The organism is Mesorhizobium sp. WSM4306 (genome assembly GCF_007003975.1).
Taxonomy (GTDB): Bacteria; Pseudomonadota; Alphaproteobacteria; order Rhizobiales; family Rhizobiaceae; genus Mesorhizobium.
In genome coordinates this window covers 42,823-63,570 of the sequence record NZ_VFTC01000012.1, presented here as the reverse complement: position 1 = coordinate 63,570, position 20,748 = coordinate 42,823, and the positions used below count along the sequence as shown (strand labels likewise).

At 63.8% G+C, this 20,748-nt stretch carries 21 protein-coding genes; 6 read left to right on the top strand and 15 right to left on the bottom strand.

Features of this window, described 5'->3' with window-relative positions; translation table 11 throughout:
- Nucleotides 1-168 precede the first annotated feature (168 nt).
- Nucleotides 169-2,391: an AMP-binding protein gene (locus tag FJV77_RS15955; RefSeq protein ID WP_142867745.1), complete on the top strand. Its 2,223-nt coding sequence runs from the start codon at nucleotides 169-171 to the stop codon at nucleotides 2,389-2,391.
- Between the two features lie 156 nt (nucleotides 2,392-2,547).
- On the opposite strand, the gene FJV77_RS15950 is transcribed toward FJV77_RS15955, so the two are convergent.
- Nucleotides 2,548-3,363 (bottom strand): phosphatidylcholine/phosphatidylserine synthase, encoded by an 816-nt coding sequence (locus FJV77_RS15950; protein ID WP_142867744.1) that lies wholly within the window; start codon nucleotides 3,361-3,363, stop codon nucleotides 2,548-2,550.
- 3 nt (nucleotides 3,364-3,366) lie between these two features.
- Nucleotides 3,367-4,065, bottom strand: a complete 699-nt coding sequence (locus FJV77_RS15945) for a phosphatidylserine decarboxylase (protein WP_142867743.1) — start codon at nucleotides 4,063-4,065, stop codon at nucleotides 3,367-3,369.
- A gap of 203 nt (nucleotides 4,066-4,268) precedes the next feature.
- Here FJV77_RS15945 and FJV77_RS15940 point away from each other — a divergent pair, with 203 nt between their 5' ends.
- Nucleotides 4,269-5,009, top strand: a complete 741-nt coding sequence (locus FJV77_RS15940) for a lysozyme inhibitor LprI family protein (RefSeq protein WP_185970334.1) — start codon at nucleotides 4,269-4,271, stop codon at nucleotides 5,007-5,009.
- A gap of 93 nt (nucleotides 5,010-5,102) precedes the next feature.
- Nucleotides 5,103-5,957, top strand: a complete 855-nt coding sequence (locus FJV77_RS15935; RefSeq protein ID WP_142867741.1) for an SMP-30/gluconolactonase/LRE family protein — start codon at nucleotides 5,103-5,105, stop codon at nucleotides 5,955-5,957.
- An 86-nt stretch (nucleotides 5,958-6,043) separates the two neighbouring features.
- On the opposite strand, the gene FJV77_RS15930 is transcribed toward FJV77_RS15935, so the two are convergent.
- The 4 genes from FJV77_RS15930 to FJV77_RS15915 all read right to left on the bottom strand — a co-directional run bounded on the left by FJV77_RS15930 (nucleotide 6,044) and on the right by FJV77_RS15915 (nucleotide 10,631).
- The gene (locus FJV77_RS15930; protein ID WP_142867740.1) at nucleotides 6,044-6,391 is read right to left on the bottom strand and encodes an antibiotic biosynthesis monooxygenase; all 348 of its coding nucleotides are present in this window, start codon (nucleotides 6,389-6,391) and stop codon (nucleotides 6,044-6,046) included.
- 265 nt (nucleotides 6,392-6,656) lie between these two features.
- A complete protein-coding gene (locus tag FJV77_RS15925) occupies nucleotides 6,657-8,537 on the bottom strand; it encodes an ABC transporter ATP-binding protein/permease (RefSeq protein ID WP_142867739.1) in 1,881 nt (626 codons plus the stop codon).
- Between the two features lie 24 nt (nucleotides 8,538-8,561).
- The gene (locus tag FJV77_RS15920; protein ID WP_142867738.1) at nucleotides 8,562-8,897 is read right to left on the bottom strand and encodes a metalloregulator ArsR/SmtB family transcription factor; all 336 of its coding nucleotides are present in this window, start codon (nucleotides 8,895-8,897) and stop codon (nucleotides 8,562-8,564) included.
- 237 nt (nucleotides 8,898-9,134) lie between these two features.
- Nucleotides 9,135-10,631, bottom strand: coding sequence for a LysM peptidoglycan-binding domain-containing protein (locus tag FJV77_RS15915; RefSeq protein WP_142867737.1), 1,497 nt, complete (start codon nucleotides 10,629-10,631; stop codon nucleotides 9,135-9,137).
- 125 nt (nucleotides 10,632-10,756) lie between these two features.
- Here FJV77_RS15915 and FJV77_RS15910 point away from each other — a divergent pair, with 125 nt between their 5' ends.
- From FJV77_RS15910 to FJV77_RS15905, 3 genes are all read left to right on the top strand, one after another.
- A complete protein-coding gene (locus tag FJV77_RS15910) occupies nucleotides 10,757-11,368 on the top strand; it encodes a TIGR00730 family Rossman fold protein (protein WP_142867736.1) in 612 nt (203 codons plus the stop codon).
- Entirely contained in the window at nucleotides 11,365-11,532 is a 168-nt protein-coding gene (locus FJV77_RS32375) for a hypothetical protein (protein ID WP_185970349.1), read from the top strand. The genes FJV77_RS15910 and FJV77_RS32375 overlap by 4 nt, the downstream gene beginning before the upstream one ends.
- A gap of 137 nt (nucleotides 11,533-11,669) precedes the next feature.
- Nucleotides 11,670-12,668, top strand: a complete 999-nt coding sequence (locus FJV77_RS15905) for a transporter (RefSeq protein ID WP_142867735.1) — start codon at nucleotides 11,670-11,672, stop codon at nucleotides 12,666-12,668.
- A gap of 14 nt (nucleotides 12,669-12,682) precedes the next feature.
- Here the strand turns inward: FJV77_RS15905 and FJV77_RS15900 are convergent, their stop codons facing one another.
- From FJV77_RS15900 to cysS, 9 genes are all read right to left on the bottom strand, one after another.
- Nucleotides 12,683-13,369, bottom strand: a complete 687-nt coding sequence (locus FJV77_RS15900; RefSeq protein WP_142867734.1) for a glutathione S-transferase family protein — start codon at nucleotides 13,367-13,369, stop codon at nucleotides 12,683-12,685.
- Nucleotides 13,370-13,380: 11 nt separating this feature from the next.
- On the bottom strand, nucleotides 13,381-14,310 hold the full coding sequence (gene rarD / locus FJV77_RS15895; RefSeq protein WP_142867733.1) for an EamA family transporter RarD: 930 nt from the start codon (nucleotides 14,308-14,310) through the stop codon (nucleotides 13,381-13,383).
- Nucleotides 14,311-14,438: 128 nt separating this feature from the next.
- Nucleotides 14,439-14,957 (bottom strand): hypothetical protein, encoded by a 519-nt coding sequence (locus tag FJV77_RS15890; protein WP_142867732.1) that lies wholly within the window; start codon nucleotides 14,955-14,957, stop codon nucleotides 14,439-14,441.
- A gap of 3 nt (nucleotides 14,958-14,960) precedes the next feature.
- Nucleotides 14,961-16,577 carry a citramalate synthase gene (cimA, locus tag FJV77_RS15885; RefSeq protein ID WP_142867731.1) on the bottom strand — a complete coding sequence of 539 codons (1,617 nt, stop codon included), beginning with the start codon at nucleotides 16,575-16,577 and terminating at the stop codon, nucleotides 14,961-14,963.
- Nucleotides 16,578-16,623: 46 nt separating this feature from the next.
- Nucleotides 16,624-17,583 carry a prolyl aminopeptidase gene (pip, locus tag FJV77_RS15880; RefSeq protein ID WP_142867730.1) on the bottom strand — a complete coding sequence of 320 codons (960 nt, stop codon included), beginning with the start codon at nucleotides 17,581-17,583 and terminating at the stop codon, nucleotides 16,624-16,626.
- Nucleotides 17,584-17,591: 8 nt separating this feature from the next.
- Complete coding sequence (locus tag FJV77_RS15875; protein WP_142867729.1) at nucleotides 17,592-18,068, bottom strand: GFA family protein; 477 nt, start codon at nucleotides 18,066-18,068, stop codon at nucleotides 17,592-17,594.
- Nucleotides 18,065-18,556, bottom strand: a complete 492-nt coding sequence (locus FJV77_RS15870; RefSeq protein WP_142867728.1) for a GFA family protein — start codon at nucleotides 18,554-18,556, stop codon at nucleotides 18,065-18,067. The genes FJV77_RS15875 and FJV77_RS15870 overlap by 4 nt, the downstream gene beginning before the upstream one ends.
- A 22-nt stretch (nucleotides 18,557-18,578) precedes the next feature.
- Entirely contained in the window at nucleotides 18,579-18,965 is a 387-nt protein-coding gene (locus FJV77_RS15865) for a VOC family protein (RefSeq protein ID WP_142867727.1), read from the bottom strand.
- On the bottom strand, nucleotides 18,962-20,395 hold the full coding sequence (gene cysS / locus FJV77_RS15860; protein WP_142867726.1) for a cysteine--tRNA ligase: 1,434 nt from the start codon (nucleotides 20,393-20,395) through the stop codon (nucleotides 18,962-18,964). The genes FJV77_RS15865 and cysS overlap by 4 nt, the downstream gene beginning before the upstream one ends.
- Nucleotides 20,396-20,748: the final 353 nt, after the last annotated feature.

The window sequence follows — 20,748 nt, the reverse complement described above, 5'->3', positions numbered from 1 at the left end:
CGCTGGAACAACCCTCATCCGTCTCGGCGCTGCGCGCCGATCCACCTTCTCCCACAGGGGAGAAGGAAGAGCGCATTTCCTCTACATTGACGTTGCCCCCCATTGCGCTACCCTCTGCTGCGAAGCGGACGAAGAGCCGCGATACCGGAACGTTGGGAGAGACGCGGCATGATCCTGACACTGGCGCTGCTTGCAGGCCTCGCGCTGGCCTGGCTGTTTATTGCCGCGATCGAGACCTTTCGCCTCGACCTGCGCTTCACCCAGGCGCTGCTCTATGTGCCGTTCAAGCTTGCCTACCGGATCGAGGACGGGCGCATTCGTATTGCCCGCAACGCGCCGACGCCGGTGATCTATGTGGTCTCGCACCAGTCGCGCTTCGAGCCGGCGCTGATGCTGTCGCTGCTGCCTGACGACACGCTGCACATCTTGGACGAGGCCTCGGCGCGCTCGCCCTGGCTGGAGCCGTGGCGCGAGCTTGGCCGCACCATCGCCTTCAATGCCGAGCATCTCTTCGTCAGCCGCCGGCTGGTCAGGGTGCTGAAGGGCAAGGGCCGGCTTGCCGTCTATCTGCCCGACGACGTCGAGCCCGATGTGAAGTCATTCCGCCTCTTCCGTGCCGTCACCCGCATTGCCATGCAGGCCGACGCCGCCATAGTGCCGATCTTCGTCGCCGGCGCGCGCGACCTGCCGGTGTCCTTGACGCCAAAGGACCGGGCACCCCACCACTGGTTCCCACAACTGTCGATCAGCGTGCTGGAGCCGATGACGATTGCCGAACTGGTGGCGCGCAATCCCGACCAGGCTTCCAACACCAATGCGCTGTTTGACCGTATCGCCGAGGCCAGACTTTATGGCAGCAACCTCGATCGCGGCCTATTCCTGGCCATGCGCGATTCAGCCGATCGCACCGGCGCCTCGCATCCGATCATCGAGGACGTGATCAGCGGCTCGCTCAGCTATCGAAAAATGTTCATCGGCGCGCGCGTGCTCGGCCGCCGTTTCGAGGCGACGACCGCGCCCGGCGAAGCGGTCGGGGTGTTGCTGCCCAACGCCAATGGCGTGGTGCTGTCCTTTGTCGGCCTGCTATCAGCCGGCCGGGTAGCGGCGTTGATCAACTACACCGCCGGGCCGGCGAGCGTCACCGCCGCGGTGCGCACGGCAGTGATCCGAACGGTGATTTCCTCCCACGCGTTCGTCGAGAAGGCCGGGCTTGCCGACATCATTGCCGCGGTCGAGGCCGGCGGCGCCAAAATGCTGTGGCTGGAGGATGTACGCGCAAGCGTCACCGCGCTGGAAAAGCTCACAGCCGCCGTGCTGTGGCGGTTCCCGCTGCAACGGCAGGACCCCGCCAAGCCGGCGGTGGTCCTGTTCACCTCAGGCTCGGAAGGCACGCCCAAGGCCGTGGTGCTGTCGCACCGCAATCTCCACGCCAATGCCATGCAGGCCGAGGCGCGCATCACGATTTCGCCGTCCGACATCCTGCTCAACGTGCTGCCGGTTTTTCACTCTTTCGGCCTGACCGGCGGCACCATCCTGCCTTTGGTGACCGGGGTAAAGCTGTTCCTCTACCCCTCGCCGCTGCACTACAAGATCATCCCGGAGATCGCGCGCAAGGTAAAGCCGACCATCATGTTCGGCACCGACACTTTCCTCGCCAATTATGCCCGCACCGCCAAGGACGGCGATTTCTCCAGCCTGCGTTTTGTCGTCGCCGGCGCCGAGGCGGTGAAGCCGGAGACGCGGCGCGTCTACCGCGAGCGCTTCGATGCCTCGATCATCGAGGGTTTCGGGCTGACAGAGGCAGCTCCCGTGGTTGCCGTCAACACCGCCATCCATGGCCGCGATGGCACGGTCGGGCGGCCGTTGCCGGCGATACGCATGAAGCTGGAACCGGTCGAGGGCATCGAAGACGCCGGCAGGCTGTGGCTCGACGGGCCGAATTTGATGATGGGCTACATGACGGCGGACCGCCCCGGCGAATTGCAGCCGCTGGACGGCTGGCATGACACCGGCGACATCGTCTCGGTCGACCGCGAGGGCTTCATCACCATTCGCGGCCGGGCCAAACGCTTCGCCAAGATCGCCGGTGAGATGGTGTCGCTCGGCGCAGTCGAGATGCTGGTGCAGTCGCTGTGGCCGGAAGAGCGCCACGCCGCGGTTGCAGTGCCCGACAAGAGGCGCGGCGAGCGCATCGTGCTGGTCACCACCGCCGACGACGCCGATCCGGAAGAGCTGCGCAAGTTCGGCAAGCAGGCGGGTGCGGCCGAGCTGATGGTGCCCAACGACATCGTCAAGGTCGAGGAGATTCCGGTGCTGGGCTCCGGCAAGACCGACTACGTCTCGACGCGAAAGTTGGCAATCGAAAAGCTGGGGCTGGGCGTGGCGGCGTAATCTCCCCCCGCGAGGGGGAGATGGCCGGCAGGCCAGAGGGGGTCGCATCGCGTGAAGCGCTAACCTTCTCTTCGCTGCAAACGAGGTCGCGTCCGGATGTGCCGACCCCCTCTGTCGCCTTCGGCGACATCTCCCCTCAAGGGGGGAGATCAGTGCTTACCCGATATCCGAAGGCGGCACCTTTTCGCCCTCGCGCTTGGCGCGCTTGGAATAGGCGCGCACGCTGAAGGGCAGGAAGATGAGATAGCCGGCGACCGAGGCGGTCAGCGTGTACCAGGGATACGTCATCAACAGCAGCACGTAGAGCACCACCGCGAGGATGATCGGCAGCACCTTGTCGCCCGGCACTTTCAGGCTTTTGCCGGAATAGACCGGCAGCCGGCTGACCAGCAGGAAGGCGACCAGGATGGTGAAGCCGCTGGCGACGAAGGCGGCGGTACGGCTGGGCTCAACGCCAACGCGCAGGAACGACAGATAGAGCGGCAGCATAACCAGAACGGCGCCCGCCGGCGCCGGCACGCCGACGAAATATTCGCTCTGCCAGATCGGGCGATCATTGTCCTCGTCGAGAACGTTGAAGCGCGCGAGCCTTAAGCCGCAGGCGATGGCGAACAGCAGCACCGCGATCCAGCCCGGCGATCCCGCGCGGTCGAGCAGGAAGGCGTAGAGCACTAGCGCCGGCGCGACACCGAAATTGACGATGTCGGCCAGCGAATCCATCTGCGCGCCGAATTTGGATGTCGCCTTCAGCATGCGCGCCAGGCGGCCGTCTATGCCGTCGAGGAAAGCGGCGAGCAGCACCATCACCACTGCCGGCTCGAAACGGCCCTCGAAGCCGAAGCGGATGCCGGACAGGCCTGCGCAAATGGCAAGCACGGTGACCAGATTGGGCAGCACCATGCGCATCGGGATTTCGCGGATGCGCGGGCCGCCGCTGCCGTGTGCCTCGAATTTCTTGAACGGCGCGCCCACCGCTTACGAAATCCTGACGAGCGGGGTTGCGGCGATGCCGCCGAATTCGGCAAGCACGGTTTCGCCGCCGACAGCCGTCTGGCCGACGGCAACGCGCGGCACGGCGGTCGAAGGCAGGAAGACGTCGACACGCGAGCCGAAACGGATCAGCCCAAAACGTTCGCCGATGGCAATCGAGCCGCCGGTCTCGGCCCAGCAGACGATGCGGCGCGCCACCAGGCCGGCGATCTGTACGGCGGCAACGGTGCCGTTGGGGCTGTCGATGACCAACCCGTTGCGCTCGTTCTCCGAGCTTGCCTTGTCCAGTTCGGCATTGAGGAATTTGCCTGGCCGGTGCTCGATCTTGGAAATGCGGCCGCGCACGGGGGCGCGGTTCACATGGCAGGAAAAGACGTTCATGAACACCGAGATGCGGGTCATTTCGGTGTTTCCGAAGCCGAGCTCGCGCGGCGGCACCGCCGGCCCGACCGCCGAGATGATGCCGTCGGCCGGACTGACCACCAACCGGTCGTCGACCGGCGTGACGCGCTCGGGATCGCGGAAGAAATACACGCACCAGGCGGTCAGGATCAGGCCGATCCAGAACAGCACCGAGGAGAAATAGCCGAGGAACAGCGTGCCCGCGCCAAAGGCGGCGATGAACGGATAGCCCTCGCGATGGATCGGAACGAAGGCATTCTTGACCGAGTCGACGAGGCTCATCGGATGGGGCTCATAGGATGGGGGCGGTCCCTGTTTCAGGTCCGGCCTCAATACCGGAAAGGCTCCGTCGTCGCAACGCAACATTGGGCAAGGCTGCATTGGCCGCGGCCGGCAGGAGCGGCGACGTCCTTGCCTGTCGGCGGCTTTGCCGCCAGAATTCAAGCCACCGCTGGCTCAGTGCGCGGCGAAAAGGCCGACCATCCATGATGCCGAAATCAGGGAAACCGCACCTTACAGTCTTCCGATTGGCGTTCATCGGCGGTGTTCTGAGCGCATTGCTGGCTGCCGATGGCAACGCAATGGCGCAAGGCAAGCCATCCTTCGACTGCGCCAAGGCCGCCAGTGTCGCGGAAAAGGCAATCTGCGCCAATCCGGCCCTGGCGCAGGCCGATGCCGATATAGCGAAGAATTATGCCGCGCTGCTGAAGACGCTCGATGCTCCTGCCGGCAAGGCGCTGCGGGACGACCAGGCCGATTTCATCGTGTATCGCGACCAGATCGCCGGCTTCAACGAGAACACGCCCAAGGAGCAGCAGACTTTCGATCTCGGCGAATTCCTGCGCGACCGAGCGGCTTTCCTGGCCGGCACCCGCAAGCCGGCGGACGCCAGTCTCATCGGCAGATGGAGCAGCGTGCGTGGAAGCGTCGACATCAAGGCTGTTGGCGGAGCCAAGGTCGAGATTTCGGAAGACGTGGTCATCAATCCCGTCTCAGGAAGCGGGTCGTGCGAGATCGACGGCACCGTCGCAAACCGCAAGGTCTTGCGACTTGAGGATACCGACGACAACGACCAACCGACCGGGTTTGTCGTCACTTTCCGACGCAACGGCGATGCGCTCGTCGTCGAGCAGAGCGGCACCGGCAAAGACGACAGATCCGAGCCGCCATCATGCGGCGCCAACGGTCATGCGGACGGCACATTCTTCCTGAGCGAAAAACCGTAAACCTGCTGTCGGGGAACCAGCGCCTCGCCCGTCCTTGGTGAGACGGCGCCAATCATGGTCCTCATTACGGCGCTCAACAAGGAGTTTCCCCAAATGCAGAACCAAACGCGTCTCGTTACCGCCGGCCTCGCTTTCGGGGAGTCGCCGCGCTGGCATGATGGACGGCTGTGGGTCTGCAACTGGGGAACTGGCGAGATCGTCGCGGTGGATGAGGACGGCAAGAGCGAGGTGATGCTCACCGTGCCGGCGATCCTGCCTTATTCCATCGACTGGTTGCCGGATGGCCGGCTGCTCATCATATCTGGCCGCGAAGGGCTGCTGTTGCGACAAGAGGCGGATGGCAGGCTTGCCACCCATGCCGACCTTCGATCGCTGTCGAACAGCCCGTGGAACGAGATCGTCGTCGACGGGCGCGGCAACATCTATGTCAACGGCGGCGGGCCGGCGCCGGCACCGGGAGAGCATTTCGGGCCGGGCACCATCGTGCTGATCACGCCGGACGGCTCGGTCCGGCAAGTGGCCGAGAACATCGCCTTCGCCAATGGCATGGCGGTGACGCCGGACAACAGGACACTGATCATCGCGGAATCGCATGCCAACCGGCTGACCGCTTTCGACGTCGCTGCCGATGGCAGCCTTGCCAACCGCCGTGTCTGGGCCGATCTCGATGGGTTTCCCGACGGCATCTGCCTCGATGCCGAAGGTGCTGCCTGGTATGCGGATGTTCCCAACAAGCGTTGCGTGCGGGTGCGCGAAGGTGGCGAGGTGCTGGAGACGATCGATGTCGATCGCGGCTGTTTTGCCTGCATGCTCGGCGGCCCGGATGGCAAAACGCTGTTCATCACCGCCGCCGAATGGCGCGGCTTCGAGCATATGGTCAGTGACGCCCGCACCGGTCAGGTGCTGAGCGCCGAAGCGCCAGCACCTGGAGTCGGCTGGCCGTCTTAGAGCGGTTCAGTTTTCTGAACCGCTCTAATTTGTCTTTGCGCAATTCCGGACGGAAAACCGCTTGCGCACTTTTCCTGGAATTGCTCCTACATCTCAGGCAAGCGCTGATAGTTGGCGATGTCGGCCTTCACCCCCAGCCGGGCGATCGTCTCCTGCGGGTTGAAGCCCGCCCGCTCATGGGCCGCCTTGACGATCGGCACGACATTGTCGACGGCCGCCTGGTTTTCCCATTCGACAATGGTGACGAGGTTGAATTCGCCCGGCCCCGAGAATTGCTCGAGCACGAAGTCCTGCACGAAGCCTTGTTGCACGCGCAGTAATTCATGCGTCGCCCTGACCTTGCGAAGGATTTCTTCGCGCGCCTCGGCGGGGACGACGAACTTGTCGACCCTGAACACGGCTTCACCGGCAAACTGTTGATTGAGTTGATCCATTTCAATTGTCTCCGTTCTTGAACGACTTGGGTTCGGTGGCTCAGGAACGGGTTTGCGATCTCAACTTAGGTTGAGGTCAAGGGGAGATTTTCGGTGATGCCGCAAATCTCCCCCCTTGAGGGGGAGATGGCCGGCAGGCCAGAGGGGGGTCGGTTCGACGGGACGCGACGTTCTTGCGGCCGATGAAGGTTAGCATTCCACGCGCGGCGACCCCCTCTGTCGCCTTCGGCGACATCTCCCCTTCAAGGGGGGAGATTACCTGCGCCTAGTTCACCTCCGAAGTGCGCCTCCGCACGATCACACCCAACTCGTCGCTCTCGCGCGCAATGCGCAGGCGCTCCTCGGCTTCCGTCGCCTCGCGCTGGCGGTCCCACATCGAGGCGTAGAGGCCGTGTTGGCGCATCAGCTCGGCATGGGTGCCGCGTTCGGCGATCTGGCCGTCCTTGAGCACGATGATCTCGTCGGCGGTGATCACCGTCGACAGGCGGTGGGCAATCACAATGGTGGTGCGCCCCTTGCTGACCAGGTCGAGCGCCGCCTGGATTTCCTGTTCGGTGTGGCTGTCCAGCGCCGAGGTCGCCTCGTCGAGCATCAGGATCGGCGGCGCCTTCAAAATGGTGCGGGCGATCGCCACACGCTGCTTTTCGCCGCCCGACAGTTTTAGCCCGCGCTCGCCGACCATCGAGCGGTAACCTTCCGGCAGGCGTTGGATGAACGGACCGATCTGGGCAAGCTCGGCCGCCTTCTGGACGTCCTCCTCGCTGGCGCCGACGCGGCCATAGCGGATGTTGTAGGCAATGGTGTCGTTGAACAGCACGGTGTCTTGCGGCACCATACCGATCGCGCCGCGCAGGCTCTGCTGCGTCACATCACGGACATCCTGGCCGTCGATCAGCACCTGGCCGCCCTGAACGTCGTAGAAGCGGAACAAAAGCCTGGAGATGGTCGACTTGCCGGCACCGGACGGGCCGACAATGGCCACCGTCTTGCCGGCCGGCACTTCGAAGGAGACGCCCTTCAGGATCTTGCGGGTTGGATCATAGGCAAAGTGCACGTCGCGGAACTCGACCTTGCCGGCCGAGACGGCGAGCGGCCTGGCATCGGGCTTGTCGGTAATTTCCTGCGGCACGTCTAGCAAGTCGAACATCTGCTCGATGTCGGTCAGCCCTTGGCGGATTTCGCGGTAGATGAAGCCGATGAAATTCAGCGGCACCGACAGCTGGACCAACATGGCATTGATGAAGACGAAATCGCCAACGCTCTGCGTACCGGCCTGCACCTCGAGCGCCGACATGCACATGACGATGACGGTGCCGAGACCGAAGATAATGCCCTGGCCGAAGTTCAGCCAGCCGAGCGAGGTCCAGATCCTGGTCGCCGCCATCTCATAGCGCGCCATCGAACGGTCGAAGCGCTCGGCCTCCATACTCTCGTTGTTGAAGTATTTGACGGTCTCGAAATTGAGCAGCGAGTCGATCGCCTTGGTGTTGGCGTCGGTGTCACTGTCGTTCATGTCGCGGCGGATCGAGATGCGCCAGTCGCTGGCGCGGACCGTGAACCAGACGTAGAGCCAGACGGTGAGCGCCACCACGGCCACATATTTCCAGCCATAGGTGTAGGCGAAGATGCCGGTGGTCAGCGCGAATTCGAGGATGGTCGGCGCCGTGTTGAGCATGATGAAGCGAACGATCGTCTCGATGCCCTTGGTGCCGCGCTCGATGATGCGCGACAGGCCGCCGGTGCGGCGCTCAAGGTGAAAGCGCAGCGACAGCTGGTGCATGTGGACGAAGGTGCGGAAAGCGAGCTGGCGCACCGCATATTGGCCGACGCGGGCAAACAGCGCGTCGCGCAGCTGGTTGAAGCCGAGCTGCACCAGCCGCACGACATTGTAGGCGACGACCAGCATGACCGGCGCCAGCAGGAAGGACGGCAACGGTGGCGGCGATTTGGCGTCGCCGGCCAGTGCATCGGTCGCCCATTTGAAGAAATACGGACCGGCAACCAGCGTCAGCTTGGCAACGACCAGAAGCAGCGTCGCCCAGGTGACGCGTGCCCTCAGATCGGAGCGATCGGCCGGCCACATATACGGCCACAGATTGCGCAAGGTGCTGAAGGTCGAGCTATCGGAAACGGTTTTTTCTGCCACTTGTCTTGCCTTTAGGGTGGGAGTTCAGCGGCCGGAGCAGCAGGAATTGATGAGCGCGGTCAGCGATGCGGAAACGTCTGCCAGCGCTGCGCGGTCGACCTCATAGCGCGAGCGCTGGCGGTCGGGCTGGAAGCGGACCAAGCCGGCCTCGACCAAGATCTTCAGATGCTGGGAAACGGTGGACTGCGCGAGGTCGAGATGATCGACCACCTCGCGGCAGCAGCAGGAATTGCTGGCCGACAAATGTTTCAGGATCTCGATGCGCGCCGGGTGTGAGAGTGCTGCAAAGCGAGCGGCAACCGCGTGGCTTTCGGGCGGTGCGCGGTTTGCGTGGTCTGGTTCGGCCAGAGAGTCAGTCATCGTTCATCGGCGATAGACGATGAACGGATGGGAGGCAAGCTAACCCGATGGATAGCAGCGACCAATCTCCCCCCTTGAGGGGGAGATGTCGCCGAAGGCGACAGAGGGGGGGCCGTGCGACCGGGCGCGACGTCGTTTGGAAAGAAGAGAAGGCCGGCGCTCTATGCGCGGCGACCCCCTCTGGCCTGCCGGCCATCTCCCCCTCAAGGGGGGAGATTAGGCGCACAAACGCCTCGCCTACTGCGCCTTCACCGGCGCCGTCGTCGCTTGCTCGCCCATCGCCTTGAGGTCGGCGGCTTCGCCTTCCTTCGACTTTTCCGGGACCTTGAACACCTGCCCTGGCCAGATGCGGTCGGGATTGCTGATCTGGTCCTGGTTGGCGAGATAGATGGTCGAGTAGCGCACGCCATGACCATAGACCCGCCGCGAAATCCGCCACAGCGTGTCGTTGCGGCGGATGATGACGGCGCCGTCGGCATGTTCGAGTTTCGGCGCCACCGTCTCGGGCACGTCGGGCGTCGCGGCCGCGACCACGGCCGGAGCCTCGGTAGCGGGCGCTGCCGGCACCGCCGGTGCCTCGGCAACCGCCGGGGCTGGCGCTTCGGCCGCAGGCGCGACAGGAGCCGGTGCGGCCGGCGCTTCGGCAGCAGCCGGTGCGGCCGGCTTCGGTTCAGCCGGCTTTGCCTCGGCCGGCTTGGTCCCTGCGGGCGCCACGGCGGCGACCGCTTCGCCCGGTTCGCGCTCGAACGGCACGGCGGCGCGGGCCACCACCTTCACGCCGTCGGCATCGAGACCGTCGACATGGATGGTGTAACTGCCGACCGGGATGTCGCGCGTCGCCTCGACCAGGAAATGGCCGTCCGGCGACGTCACCGCGTCGCCGAGCAGGATATCGTTGGCGTAGGCGCGCACCTTGCGGCCGGCGTCTGCCAGACCGGCAACAAAGATCTTGTTGCCGTCGATCTCGACCGCCTCGACGACGATCTTGGGTTCGGCCACCGCCGCAGCCGGCGGTGTCGCCGGAGCCGGAGCGGCCGGCGCAGTTTCGGCCGGGGCGGCAGGTGCCTCAGCAGCGGGAGCAGCGGCCTGATCGCCGGCAGCCGGTGCCGCAGGCTTGGTCTCAGGCGCGGGAACAGTCAACAGCTCGGCCGGCTTGCCCGGCTCCTCGACCATCGCCAGCACCTGGCCGGCGGCATCCTTGGGAACCGAAACGACGGCGGTCTGCACCGAAGGCGTAACGACATCGCCGGCTGTCGAGCGCAGCGCAATCGTATAGTCGCCGGGCTTGAGCGGATCGTCGAGAACGATGACAAAGGCGCCGTCCGGGCCGGCGATCGTCGAGCCGAGCACTGTCGAGCCGTTGAGGATCTCGACCTTGGAATTGGGCGCGGCATTGCCGGCAACGACGATCGAGCCGTTGCTTTCGACGCGCACGACATCGAAGCTCGGCACAACCGGGCCGACCGCAGCCGGTGCTGTCGCGGGAGCCGTTGCGTCGGCAGGCGCCGGTGCCGGCACAGCCTTGGCATCGGTGGGGGCGGCAGGCGCCGGCGGCAGCCTTCCCTCGGTCCCTGAATCGGCCGGCTTGTCAGCCGGCGGCGCCAGCGACGCAATCTCCGCCGGAGGCGTGGGATTGAGATACGGGTCGAGTGCGCCCGATACATAGGCGGTCCCGATGACCGCGACGGTCCCACCCGCCGCGAACAGAAACGCCTTCAAAGGATTAACAGCCATATTTCCCCTGCCCCTTAGCCACCTAACGCCGGTCTAGCGTGTTTTGCCGGAACCGACAAGAAAAAGCCCGGGCTTGTCAGCCTATGGGGCTTGACCCCGCATTCAGACCCAATCACCAATCACGCATGAACACGATTCGATCCGTCTGCGTCTACTGCGGCTCGTCTCCGGGCCGCGATGAAATCTACGCCAAGGCCGGGCACCTGCTTGGCCGCTCGCTCGCCAAGTCCGGCCTGCGATTGGTCTATGGTGGCGGCACCAAAGGCATTATGGGCGCCGTCGCCGAAGGCGCGCTCAAGGCCGGCGGCAAGGTAACGGGCATCATTCCGCGCTTCCTCATCAACAAGGAGGCGACCGAAACCGCGCTTGACCGGCTCGACGAGTTGGTGATCACCGACAACATGCACGAGCGCAAGCACAAGATGTTCGAAAAATCCGACGCCTTTGTGGCGCTGCCGGGCGGCATCGGCACGGTCGAGGAGATCGTCGAGGTCATGACCTGGGGCCAGCTTGGCCATCACCGCAAGCCGATCGTCTTCGCCAACGTCAAAGGGTTCTGGAATCCGATGCTGGCGCTGATCGACCATATGTCGAGCGAAGGCTTCATTCACACCGCCCAGCGGGTCAAACCATTGGTGATCGAAGACCCCGAAGCCATCGTCGCCGCCATCATGGTGGCGGGCTCGTCGGTCGATGCGCCGACGGAAGGCGTGCAGTCGGTGATTGATAAGATGTGAATAGCCGCGGCGATATTCCGGGCAGCGGCATGATGTTCGAAGCCGGCAGCGACGCCGACGTGCGCGGCCACCTCGCCACTCTGCCGCTGATCAAGGCGGGCATGATGGACATCGCCGCGATCGTGCCGCTTGCGCCCTATCCCGGATTTGGGCCCAAGCGCTGATCCTCACGGCGAACACGACGGACTGTGATCGCCCTGTCAAGAATCTGTCACACGGATCCCGGTTCACCCGTGATAGGAATGGCGCGCCGGCATCCGCGCGTCGGCGTAGTCGAAATCTGGATCTGGCGAGGCGAGCCGTGAACATCGCTCTCAACGCGGAAGGCACTCCCCTGTCGCCTTACCTGCCCGACGAGCACGGGCTGTTCTTCATCTATCATTTCACCGCTGAGGGCCTGCGCACCAAGGACGCGGCTGCGGCTGCCTGGACATGGCGCAGCTACCAGCTGTCCGACCTGCGCGCCCGCCGCGAGATCGCCGCCGAGGCGGCGCTGCCGGCGCCAGTGCGCGAAGCCTTCCTCGGCGCCAGCCAGGGCTGCCACATCGATCTCGAGGATGACTGGCTCTATGGCGATCTGCCGGACCTGCGCCACGACTATTCGGCGGAGGCACGCGGGCTCGGCCATTTTCGCTTTGCCCTCAATGAAAAAATGCTGATCGGCGCGCGCAAGCAACCACTGGAATCGGTCGATCTCATCCGCAAGGCGGTGGAGAGCGGCTCGCGCAAATTCCGCGCCCCTGCCGACCTGATCGAGGCGGTCATGGGCCAGTCGCTCGACGGCATGGCGGCCGAGCTTCACGGCCTTGGCGATACGCTTGACGGCATCGAGGACCGCATCGTGCGCGACGCCTGGCACAGCGAGCGGCAGTCACTGGTCGAGGCGCGCCGTCAGCTGGTGGTCATCCATCGGCAGATGGCGACACTCACAAACCTGTTCCGCCATCTCGACCATTCGCATCGCAACGAGCTGCCTGACCCGATCAACGACATGGCGACAAGGCTCTCGCACCGAGCGCACACGCTCTATCACGACGGCGAGCAGCTGCAGGCGCGCACAAGGCTGTTGCAGGACGAGTTGATGGCCAAGCTGACGATGCAGTCGAACCAGCTGCTCTATGTGCTGTCCGTAATGACGGCGGTGCTGTTGCCGATGACCATCATTTCAGGCCTCTTCGGCATGAATGTCGGCGGCCTGCCGCTGGTCAACACGCCGATGGGGTTCTGGGTGGTGTCGGCGGTTTCGATCGTGATCGCGGCGGCGACCTACCTGTTCGTCCGGCGGCTCGGGCGGATGTAGCGCCCAGCAGAGGGTCACGCCGTCGCTCGAAGATCCTCTATGACGGTGCCGGCGGCAGCGACCTCCGCCTCATGGTCCGGTTCACGCCAGGTCTCCGCGAGCCCCGCCGCATACCATTCCTGCATCGCCGGCAGGCCAAGCAATTGCGCGGGATAGGCGGCAGCTGCCCCTTCGAACGAGAGCCCATAAGACTGCACGCGGAACGCCACCGGAGCAAAGAAGGCATCGACGGCGGTGAAATGGCCGCCGGCAAGAAACGGTCCGCCAAAACGGGCGAGGCCATCGTTCCACAGATCGCCGAGGCGGAAGAGATCCTGCTTCAGCGCGTCAGACATAGGAAACGGCTTTACCCGCAAGCCGCAATTCATCGGGCACGCACCGCGCAAGGCGGTGAAGCCCGAATGCATTTCGGCGGCGGCCGAACGTGCCCAGGCGCGTGCCTTGGCCTCGACCGGCCACACACCGTGGTGGCGCTCGGCGAGATACTCCGCAATAGCCAGCGAATCCCAGACAGCCCAGCCGTCATCGACCAGGCAGGGAACGCGGCCACTGGGTGAAAACGACCGGTAGAGATCAAAGCTGGGCCCGGTCGGGAATGGCGTCAACCGCTCCTCGAACGGGATGTCGAGGGTCCGCATCAGAACCCATGGCCGCAGCGACCACGACGAATAGTTCTTGTTGGCGATGTGCAGCACGTACATCGAAGGAGATCCTATTTCGCGACCAGCGCCACGGGGCGGATTTCACGGCCACGGAACATCGACCAGGAATACATCGCCAACGCCGCCCAGATCAGCGCGAAGGCAATCGCCTGCGTGGCGCCGAACGGTTCGTCGAAGATCAGCACCGCGATCAGGAACACCATGGTCGGCGCGATATATTGCATGATGCCGATGGTGGAGAGGCGCAGAAGCTTGGCGCCGAAGGCGAACAGAAGCAGCGGCACGGCGGTGACCGGTCCGCAGCCGATGAGCAATGCCGTGTCGGTGCCGTTGCTGGAGATGAAATGATCCTGGCCGTTGGCGATCAGGAAGACGATGTAGCCAAGCGCCGGCACCGACAGCAAAAGGATTTCGAGCAGAAAGCCCTGGCTCGGACCGATCGGCAGCGTCTTGCGGAAGAAGCCGTAGGCGGCGAACGAAAACGCCAGCGCCAACGACACCCAGGGCAATTTTCCGGCATCGACGGTCAGCACCGCAACGGCGATCACAGCCAGTACCACGGCCGCGATCTGCAGCTTGTCGAGCCGTTCGCCGAGCAGCAGCGCGCCGACGACGATGCTCACCAGCGGATTGATGTAGTAGCCGAGCGCGGTCTCGACGGTACGGTCGACCGAGATCGCCCAGACATAGATGCCCCAGTTGACGGAAATCAGCGCCGCCGTCAGCGCCGCCATGGCGATGCTGCGCGGCGAGCGGATGGCGGCCTTGAAATCGGCGGTGCGGCCGGCCCAGACCAGCACTGCCGCCGCGATCGGTACCGACCAGACGATGCGGTGGGCGATCACCTCGATCAGCGGCAGATGTGCGACGGCCTTCATGTAGAAAGGCAACAGCCCCCACAAGAGATAGGCGCCCAGCGCCAGCAGAAAGCCGCGGCGGGCTTTGGAGTCGGCATCGAGGGCGAGTGCGTCGGTGGCCATGGCGCAACGCTATGGATCAACGGCTCGGCCAAAACCATCGCAAAGTTGTGATGGATCAATGGACTTTTGCTGATGGTTCAAGGGGTGCCTCACAGGCTGTGCCTCGACAACGACGTCTGGTCAGCACACTAGGCACGTTTCTCGACAAGCTCGAAGAACAGCCGGTCCGGCGCCCATTCATCATGCCTGAAGCTCGTCAATTCCGCCGCCAGATCAAGAGGAATGTCGAAAACATAGTCGACGTCATCTTCCTCGTCCTGCTTTGAAAAGGCTTGTTGTCTCAGAGTTTCAAAAGAGGCCGAAAGATCGCCTGTGGCGTGGAGGTCCCTGACATTCTGGTCACCGCTATGCCCAACCTTCCAGACACTTCTTCCATCACGCCACAGTTCGGCGTGCGAGAACATGACATGCTCTTCTATGTGCACGACGACCAATTCTCGTCCTTTCGAAATCGCTGCGAGGAATTGATCAGGAGGTCCCGGAAAGCGGCACTCGTCAAGAATGACAATCGCCCAATTCTCATTGGCATAAGCGTTCATCGGAGCGTCGAAGGCGTCGATTTGATCGCCAACCTCGACTTGAAGCAGCGCCGCAGCTTCTTCTATGCCGAGGCCGCGAAGGCCTAGCCAACTGATAGAAAAGCCCATTGCTCACTCCGCCGCCACCAGCCCCGCCATGTCGCGGTTCTTCATCAGCTTGTAGACGATCGAATCCATCAGCGCCTGGAAGGAGGCGTCGATGATGTTTTCCGACACGCCGACCGTCCACCAGCGGGCGCCGGTGCCGTCATGCGATTCGATCAGGACACGGGTGATGGCCTCGGTGCCGCCATTGAGGATACGCACCTTGAAGTCGGCCAGCTCCAAGTCGGCGATCTCGCCCTGGAACTTGCCGAGATCCTTGCGCAGCGCGATGTCGAGCGCGTTGACCGGGCCGTGGCCTTCGGCGACCGACATCTTCTCCTCGCCCTCGACCATCACCTTGACGATCGCTTCCGACACCGTCTTCAGCTGGCCGTTGGCGTCGAAGCGGCGCTCGACCATGCAGCGGAACGAGGTGACGTTGAAGAACTCCGGCAGGCCGTGCAGCATCTTGCGCGCCAAGAGCTCGAAGGAGGCATCGGCGCCCTCATAGGCGTAGCCCTCCGCCTCGCGCTCCTTGACCACCGAGATCAGCGCATCAAGACGGTGATCGTCCTTTGGCACGTCGATGCCGCGCCGCTTCAGTTCGGCGAGGAAATTGGCTTTCCCGCCCTGGTCGGAGACCATAACGCGGCGGCGGTTGCCGACGGCTTGCGGCTCGACATGCTCATAGGTCGCCGGCTCCTTGGCGAGTGCCGAGGCATGGATGCCGGCCTTGGTGGCGAAGGCCGAGGCGCCGACATAGGGCGCCTGCGCTTCCGGCGCGCGGTTCAAGAGTTCGTCGAAGGCGCGGGACAGCCTGGATATGCCGGTCAGCGCTTCGGCTGAAATACCCGTCTCAAAACGATCAGCGAAGGCCGGCTTCAGCGCCAGCGTCGGCACGATAGAGACCAGATTGGCATTGCCGCAGCGTTCGCCGATGCCGTTCAGCGTGCCCTGGATCTGGCGCACGCCGGCCTCGACGGCGGCCAGAGAATTCGCCACCGCCTGGCCGGTATCGTCATGGGCATGGATGCCGAGATGGTCGCCCGGTATGCCGGCGGCGATCACCTTGTCGACAATGGCGCGCACTTCAGAAGGTTGCGTGCCGCCATTGGTGTCGCACAGCACCACCCAGCGCGCATGGGCGTCATAGGCGGCCTTGGCGCAAGCCAGCGCATAATCCGGATTGGCCTTGAAGCCGTCGAAGAAATGCTCGCAATCGACCAGCGCTTCCTTGCCGGCGGCAACAGCTGCTTCGACCGAAGCCTTGATGGAGTCGAGGTTCTCCTCATTAGTGCAGCCAAGCGCGACGCGGACATGATAGTCCCAGCTCTTGGCGACGAAACAGATGGCGTCGGATTTCGACTGTACCAGCGCCGCCAGGCCCGGATCGTTGGATGCCGATACCCCGGCCCGCTTGGTCATGCCGAAGGCGACGAATTTTGCCTTCGCCGTGCGCTTCTGCTGGAAGAAGGCGGTGTCGGTCGGATTGGCGCCGGGATAGCCGCCTTCGACATAGTCCATGCCGAACTCGTCGAGCAGCTTCGCAATCGCGATCTTGTCCTCGACGGAAAAGTCGATGCCCGGCGTCTGCTGGCCGTCGCGCAATGTGGTGTCGAAGAGATAAAGGCGTTGCTTTGTCATGGCTGCGCGGGTGCGTACGCACCCTCCTCTGGCCCGAAGGCCGATGTCATTTCTTTCCTGCGAACTTGTCCGTTGCCCTGATCAGCTGATCGAGGATCCCCGGTTCCGAATAGGCATGGCCGGCGCCTTCGATCAAATGGAAATCCGCCTTCGGCCAAGCCTTGTGCAGCGCCCAGGCGTAGCGCGCCGGACACGGCATGTCGTAGCGGCCATGGACGATGGTGCCGGGAATGTCCTTCAGTCTGTGCGCGTCGCGCAGCAACTGTCCCTCCTCGAGCCAGCCGGCGTGAACGAAATAGTGGTTCTCGATGCGGGCAAAGGCGATGGCAAAATCGTCCTCGCCGAACTTGTCGCTGGTTTCCGGTTCCGGCAGCAGCGTGATCGTCTCGCCTTCCCACAGGCTCCACGCAAGGGCGGCTTCGAGCTGCGCTTTGCGGTCGGAGCCAACCAGCCGCTTGCGGTAGGCGGCCATCATGTCGCCGCGCTCGGCTTCAGGGATCGGCGCCTGAAAACGCTCCCACTTCTCGGGGAACATTTCCGAGACGCCGAACTGATAATACCATTCGAGTTCGGCGCGGGTCAGCGTGTAGATGCCGCGCACGACAAGCTCGCTGGCGCGATCGGGATGGGTCTCGGCATAGGCGAGCGCCAACGTCGAACCCCAGGAGCCGCCGAACACCAGCCAAGTTTCGAAGCCGCACATTTCGCGCAGGCGTTCGATGTCGGCGACCAGATGCCAGGTGGTGTTGGCGTCGAGCGAGGCGTTGGGGGTCGATTTTCCGCAGCCGCGCTGGTCGAACAGGATGACATCGTAAAGCTTCGGGTCGAACAACTGCCGATGTTTTGGCGAGATGCCTCCGCCGGGACCGCCATGCAGGAACACCGCTGGCTTGGCGCCCTTGGTGCCGGAGCGCTCCCAATAGATCTGGTGACCGTCGCCGACATCGAGCATGCCGGAAGCGAAGGCCTCGATCTCGGGATAAAGGGTGCGAAATTCACTGCTCATTTCATTGCTCATATCTGCAGGCCGTGCGCCGGCCAGTCCGCGGTTTCGTGGTCGGGATGCTGGAAGGAGATGATCTGCTCCTGGCGAGTGTAGAAATCGGGATCCTGATGCACGGGCTGGTCGAAGATCGTCTCCACCCAGGGCAGCCGTACCGCGTAGTTGATCTGGATCTGCGGCGCCAGATCCGAGCGGTCGTCGAACGCGCCGATGGCGATCTCCAGCGCGCCCGGCTGGCGATAGGTCAGCGGCGTTCCGCAACGGGCGCAAAAGCCGCGATCGATGTTGACCGACGACTGGAAGTAGGTTGGCTCCTCGCGCACCCATTCGACACCGTCCTTGGGCACCGTCACCAGCGCACCGAAGAAAGAGCCGAACTGTTTCTGGCACATGCGACAATGGCAGATGGAGGCACGGCCGAGCTTGCCCTTGATGCGGAAGCGCACGGCGCCGCACTGGCAGCCGCCGGTTCTGATATCATCGGTCATGGTCTTTCCTCTGGCGGCCATTGTTCGGTGTCGTGGTCGGGATGCTGGTAGGAGACGAGTTCGGCGAGATAAGGCGCCGATGACATGTCGGCCATCGTGTCCTCGCCGGGCAGTTGCGGGATGGTGTCGACATAGGGCAGCTTTGCCTCCGTGCCCCACTGGATCAGCGGCACGATTTCGGCCGGATTGTCGAACGCCCCAATGGCGAGCCCGACGCCATCAGGCGCGGTAAAGGTCAGCGGCGTGCCGCAATTGGCGCAGAAGCCACGATCGACATGGCTGGACGAGGCGAAATATTTCGGCTCGCCGCGCGTCCAGTCGAGCTTGGCGCCACGCACCGAAACCAGCGGCGCGTAGAAGGACCCGAACGCTTTCTGGCACATGCGGCAATGGCAGATCGAGGCATCGCCCAGCGCGCCCTCGACGCGGAAGCGCACCGCGCCGCATTGGCAACCGCCGGTGTAGATGGGCCGGTTGTCGAGGCTCATCGCGTCTCACTCCGTTTCATATTCATTCCGGGGCATGGCAGACGGCCTCGACATTGTTGCCGTCGGGATCGAAGACGAAGGCGCCATAATAGTGCGGGTGATAATGCGGCCGCAGGCCCGGCCCGCCATTGTCCTTGCCGCCGGCGGCAAGGGCGGCGGCATGGAACGCATCGACCTCAGCGCGGCTGCGCGCGGTGAAGGCGACATGCTGATGGGTCCTCGGCTCATCGTTGCTGGCCTGCAACCAGAACACCGGCCGGTCGCGGCCATAGCCACCGACCTTGGTGCCGCCGGTATATTCCAGCGGCACCATGTAGATCAGCGAGGCGCCTAGCGGCGCCATCGCCTGGTCGTAAAAGGCCTTCGAAGCGTCGAAATCGGCGACGTTGATGCCGAGATGGTCGATCATCTTTTTACCTCCCAGGTGGTGATTCTTTCGCCCGTGACGGGGTCCTTGCCGTCTTTCAACTGCACGCCTTGCGCCAAAAGCTCGTCCCGGATGCGGTCGGCTTCGGCCCAGTTTTTCGCGGCGATCAGTTCCAGGCGCTTGGCGATCGCCCTGGCGACCGCGGCCTCATCGACCTTGGCTGCACCGACATCGAAGCCGAGGAACAGCAGCGAGGCCTTCAGCGAAGCGGCAGCTTCGTTGCCGTCCGCGGCCTCGCCGGCAAGCTGCGTCAGTTGCTGGAAGGCGGCGTAGGTGGCGAGGTCGTCCGACAGCGCTGCCACGACTTCCGCCGGCACTTGCCCTGCGGCCGGGGCGAGATCGGCTGCGCGTTTCCATTTGCGCAGCGTGTTCTCGGCCTCCTCCAGCTTACGGACCGAAAAATCGATCGGCTCGCGATAATGCGTCATCAGCATCGCCAGCCGCAGCACCTCGCCCGGCCATTTGCGGCCGCCGAATGTGTCGGTCTCCAGCAGTTCGGCGATGGCGTAGAAATTGCCGAGGCTCTTCGACATCTTCTGGCCCTCGACCTGCAGGAAGCCATTGTGCATCCAGACATTGGCCATGACGTCGGTGCCGTGCGCGCAGCGCGACTGGGCAATCTCGTTCTCATGGTGGGGGAAGATCAGGTCGAGGCCGCCACCATGGATGTCGAAGACGTCGCCGAGATAGGCGGCCGACATGGCCGAGCACTCGATGTGCCAGCCCGGACGGCCCCTGCCCCACGGGCTGTCCCAGCCGGGCTCTTCCGGCGACGACAATTTCCACAAAACGAAATCGCCGGGGTTCTTCTTGTGCGCATCGACGGCGATGCGGGCGCCGGCCTGCTGCTCGTCGAGATTGCGCTTCGACAATTCGCCGTAATCCGGCATCGAGGCGGTGTCGAACAATACCTCACCGGCGGCGACATAGGCATGGCCGCGCTCGATCAGGCGCTCGATCAGGGTGATCATGTCGGCCTTGCCGTCGGCGCGCTGCGCGACGAACTCGGTGGCGCGCGGCTCGACCGTCGGCGGCAAGCAGCCGAGGGCCGCGACATCCTTGTGATACTGGTCGGCCGTCTTTTCCGTGACGCGGCGGATCGCCTCGTTGAGCGTCAGTTTTCCCGACGCGATCTCGGCGCCGAAATCGCGCAGCGCACGGGCGTTAATCTTGTCGTCGACATCTGTGATGTTGCGCACATACGTGACACCAGCCTTGCCGTAGAGGTGACGCAGCAAACGGAACAGCACGTCGAAGACGATCGCCGGCCGCGCATTGCCGATATGGGCAAAGTCGTAGACGGTCGGGCCGCAGACATACATGCGCACATTCCCAGCGTCGATCGGGACGAACACGTCCTTCGTCCGCGTTAGCGTGTTGTAGAGGCTGAGACCCTTCGATGCGTCAGACATGCGTGCCCTTCCGGTCCGTTACTCTTTGGTTGAGCATGATCTTATCCGAAAACCGGTACCCACTTTTCACTTCGTGGACCTTCGGTTCGGGATCATGCTCTGGGCAGAGCCGTCCTTGCGCCGAGGCACAAATCGGGCTCCAGCCTGCTGGCCGGGGCGTTTGTCCACTCTGGGGAAAGATGAGGCGAAAACGTCCGGACCAGCGTGAGGCTAGCCAATAATGCAAATGCCACAAATGGCGAAAAACGTTTTCATGGGCGGCTTTATCGCCTTGGCCGGTGTTGCCGTCAAGTCGCAACTTCCGGCAAAAGCGCAGCTGGATCACAGGTCATGAGGCACTGAAACATTTTATT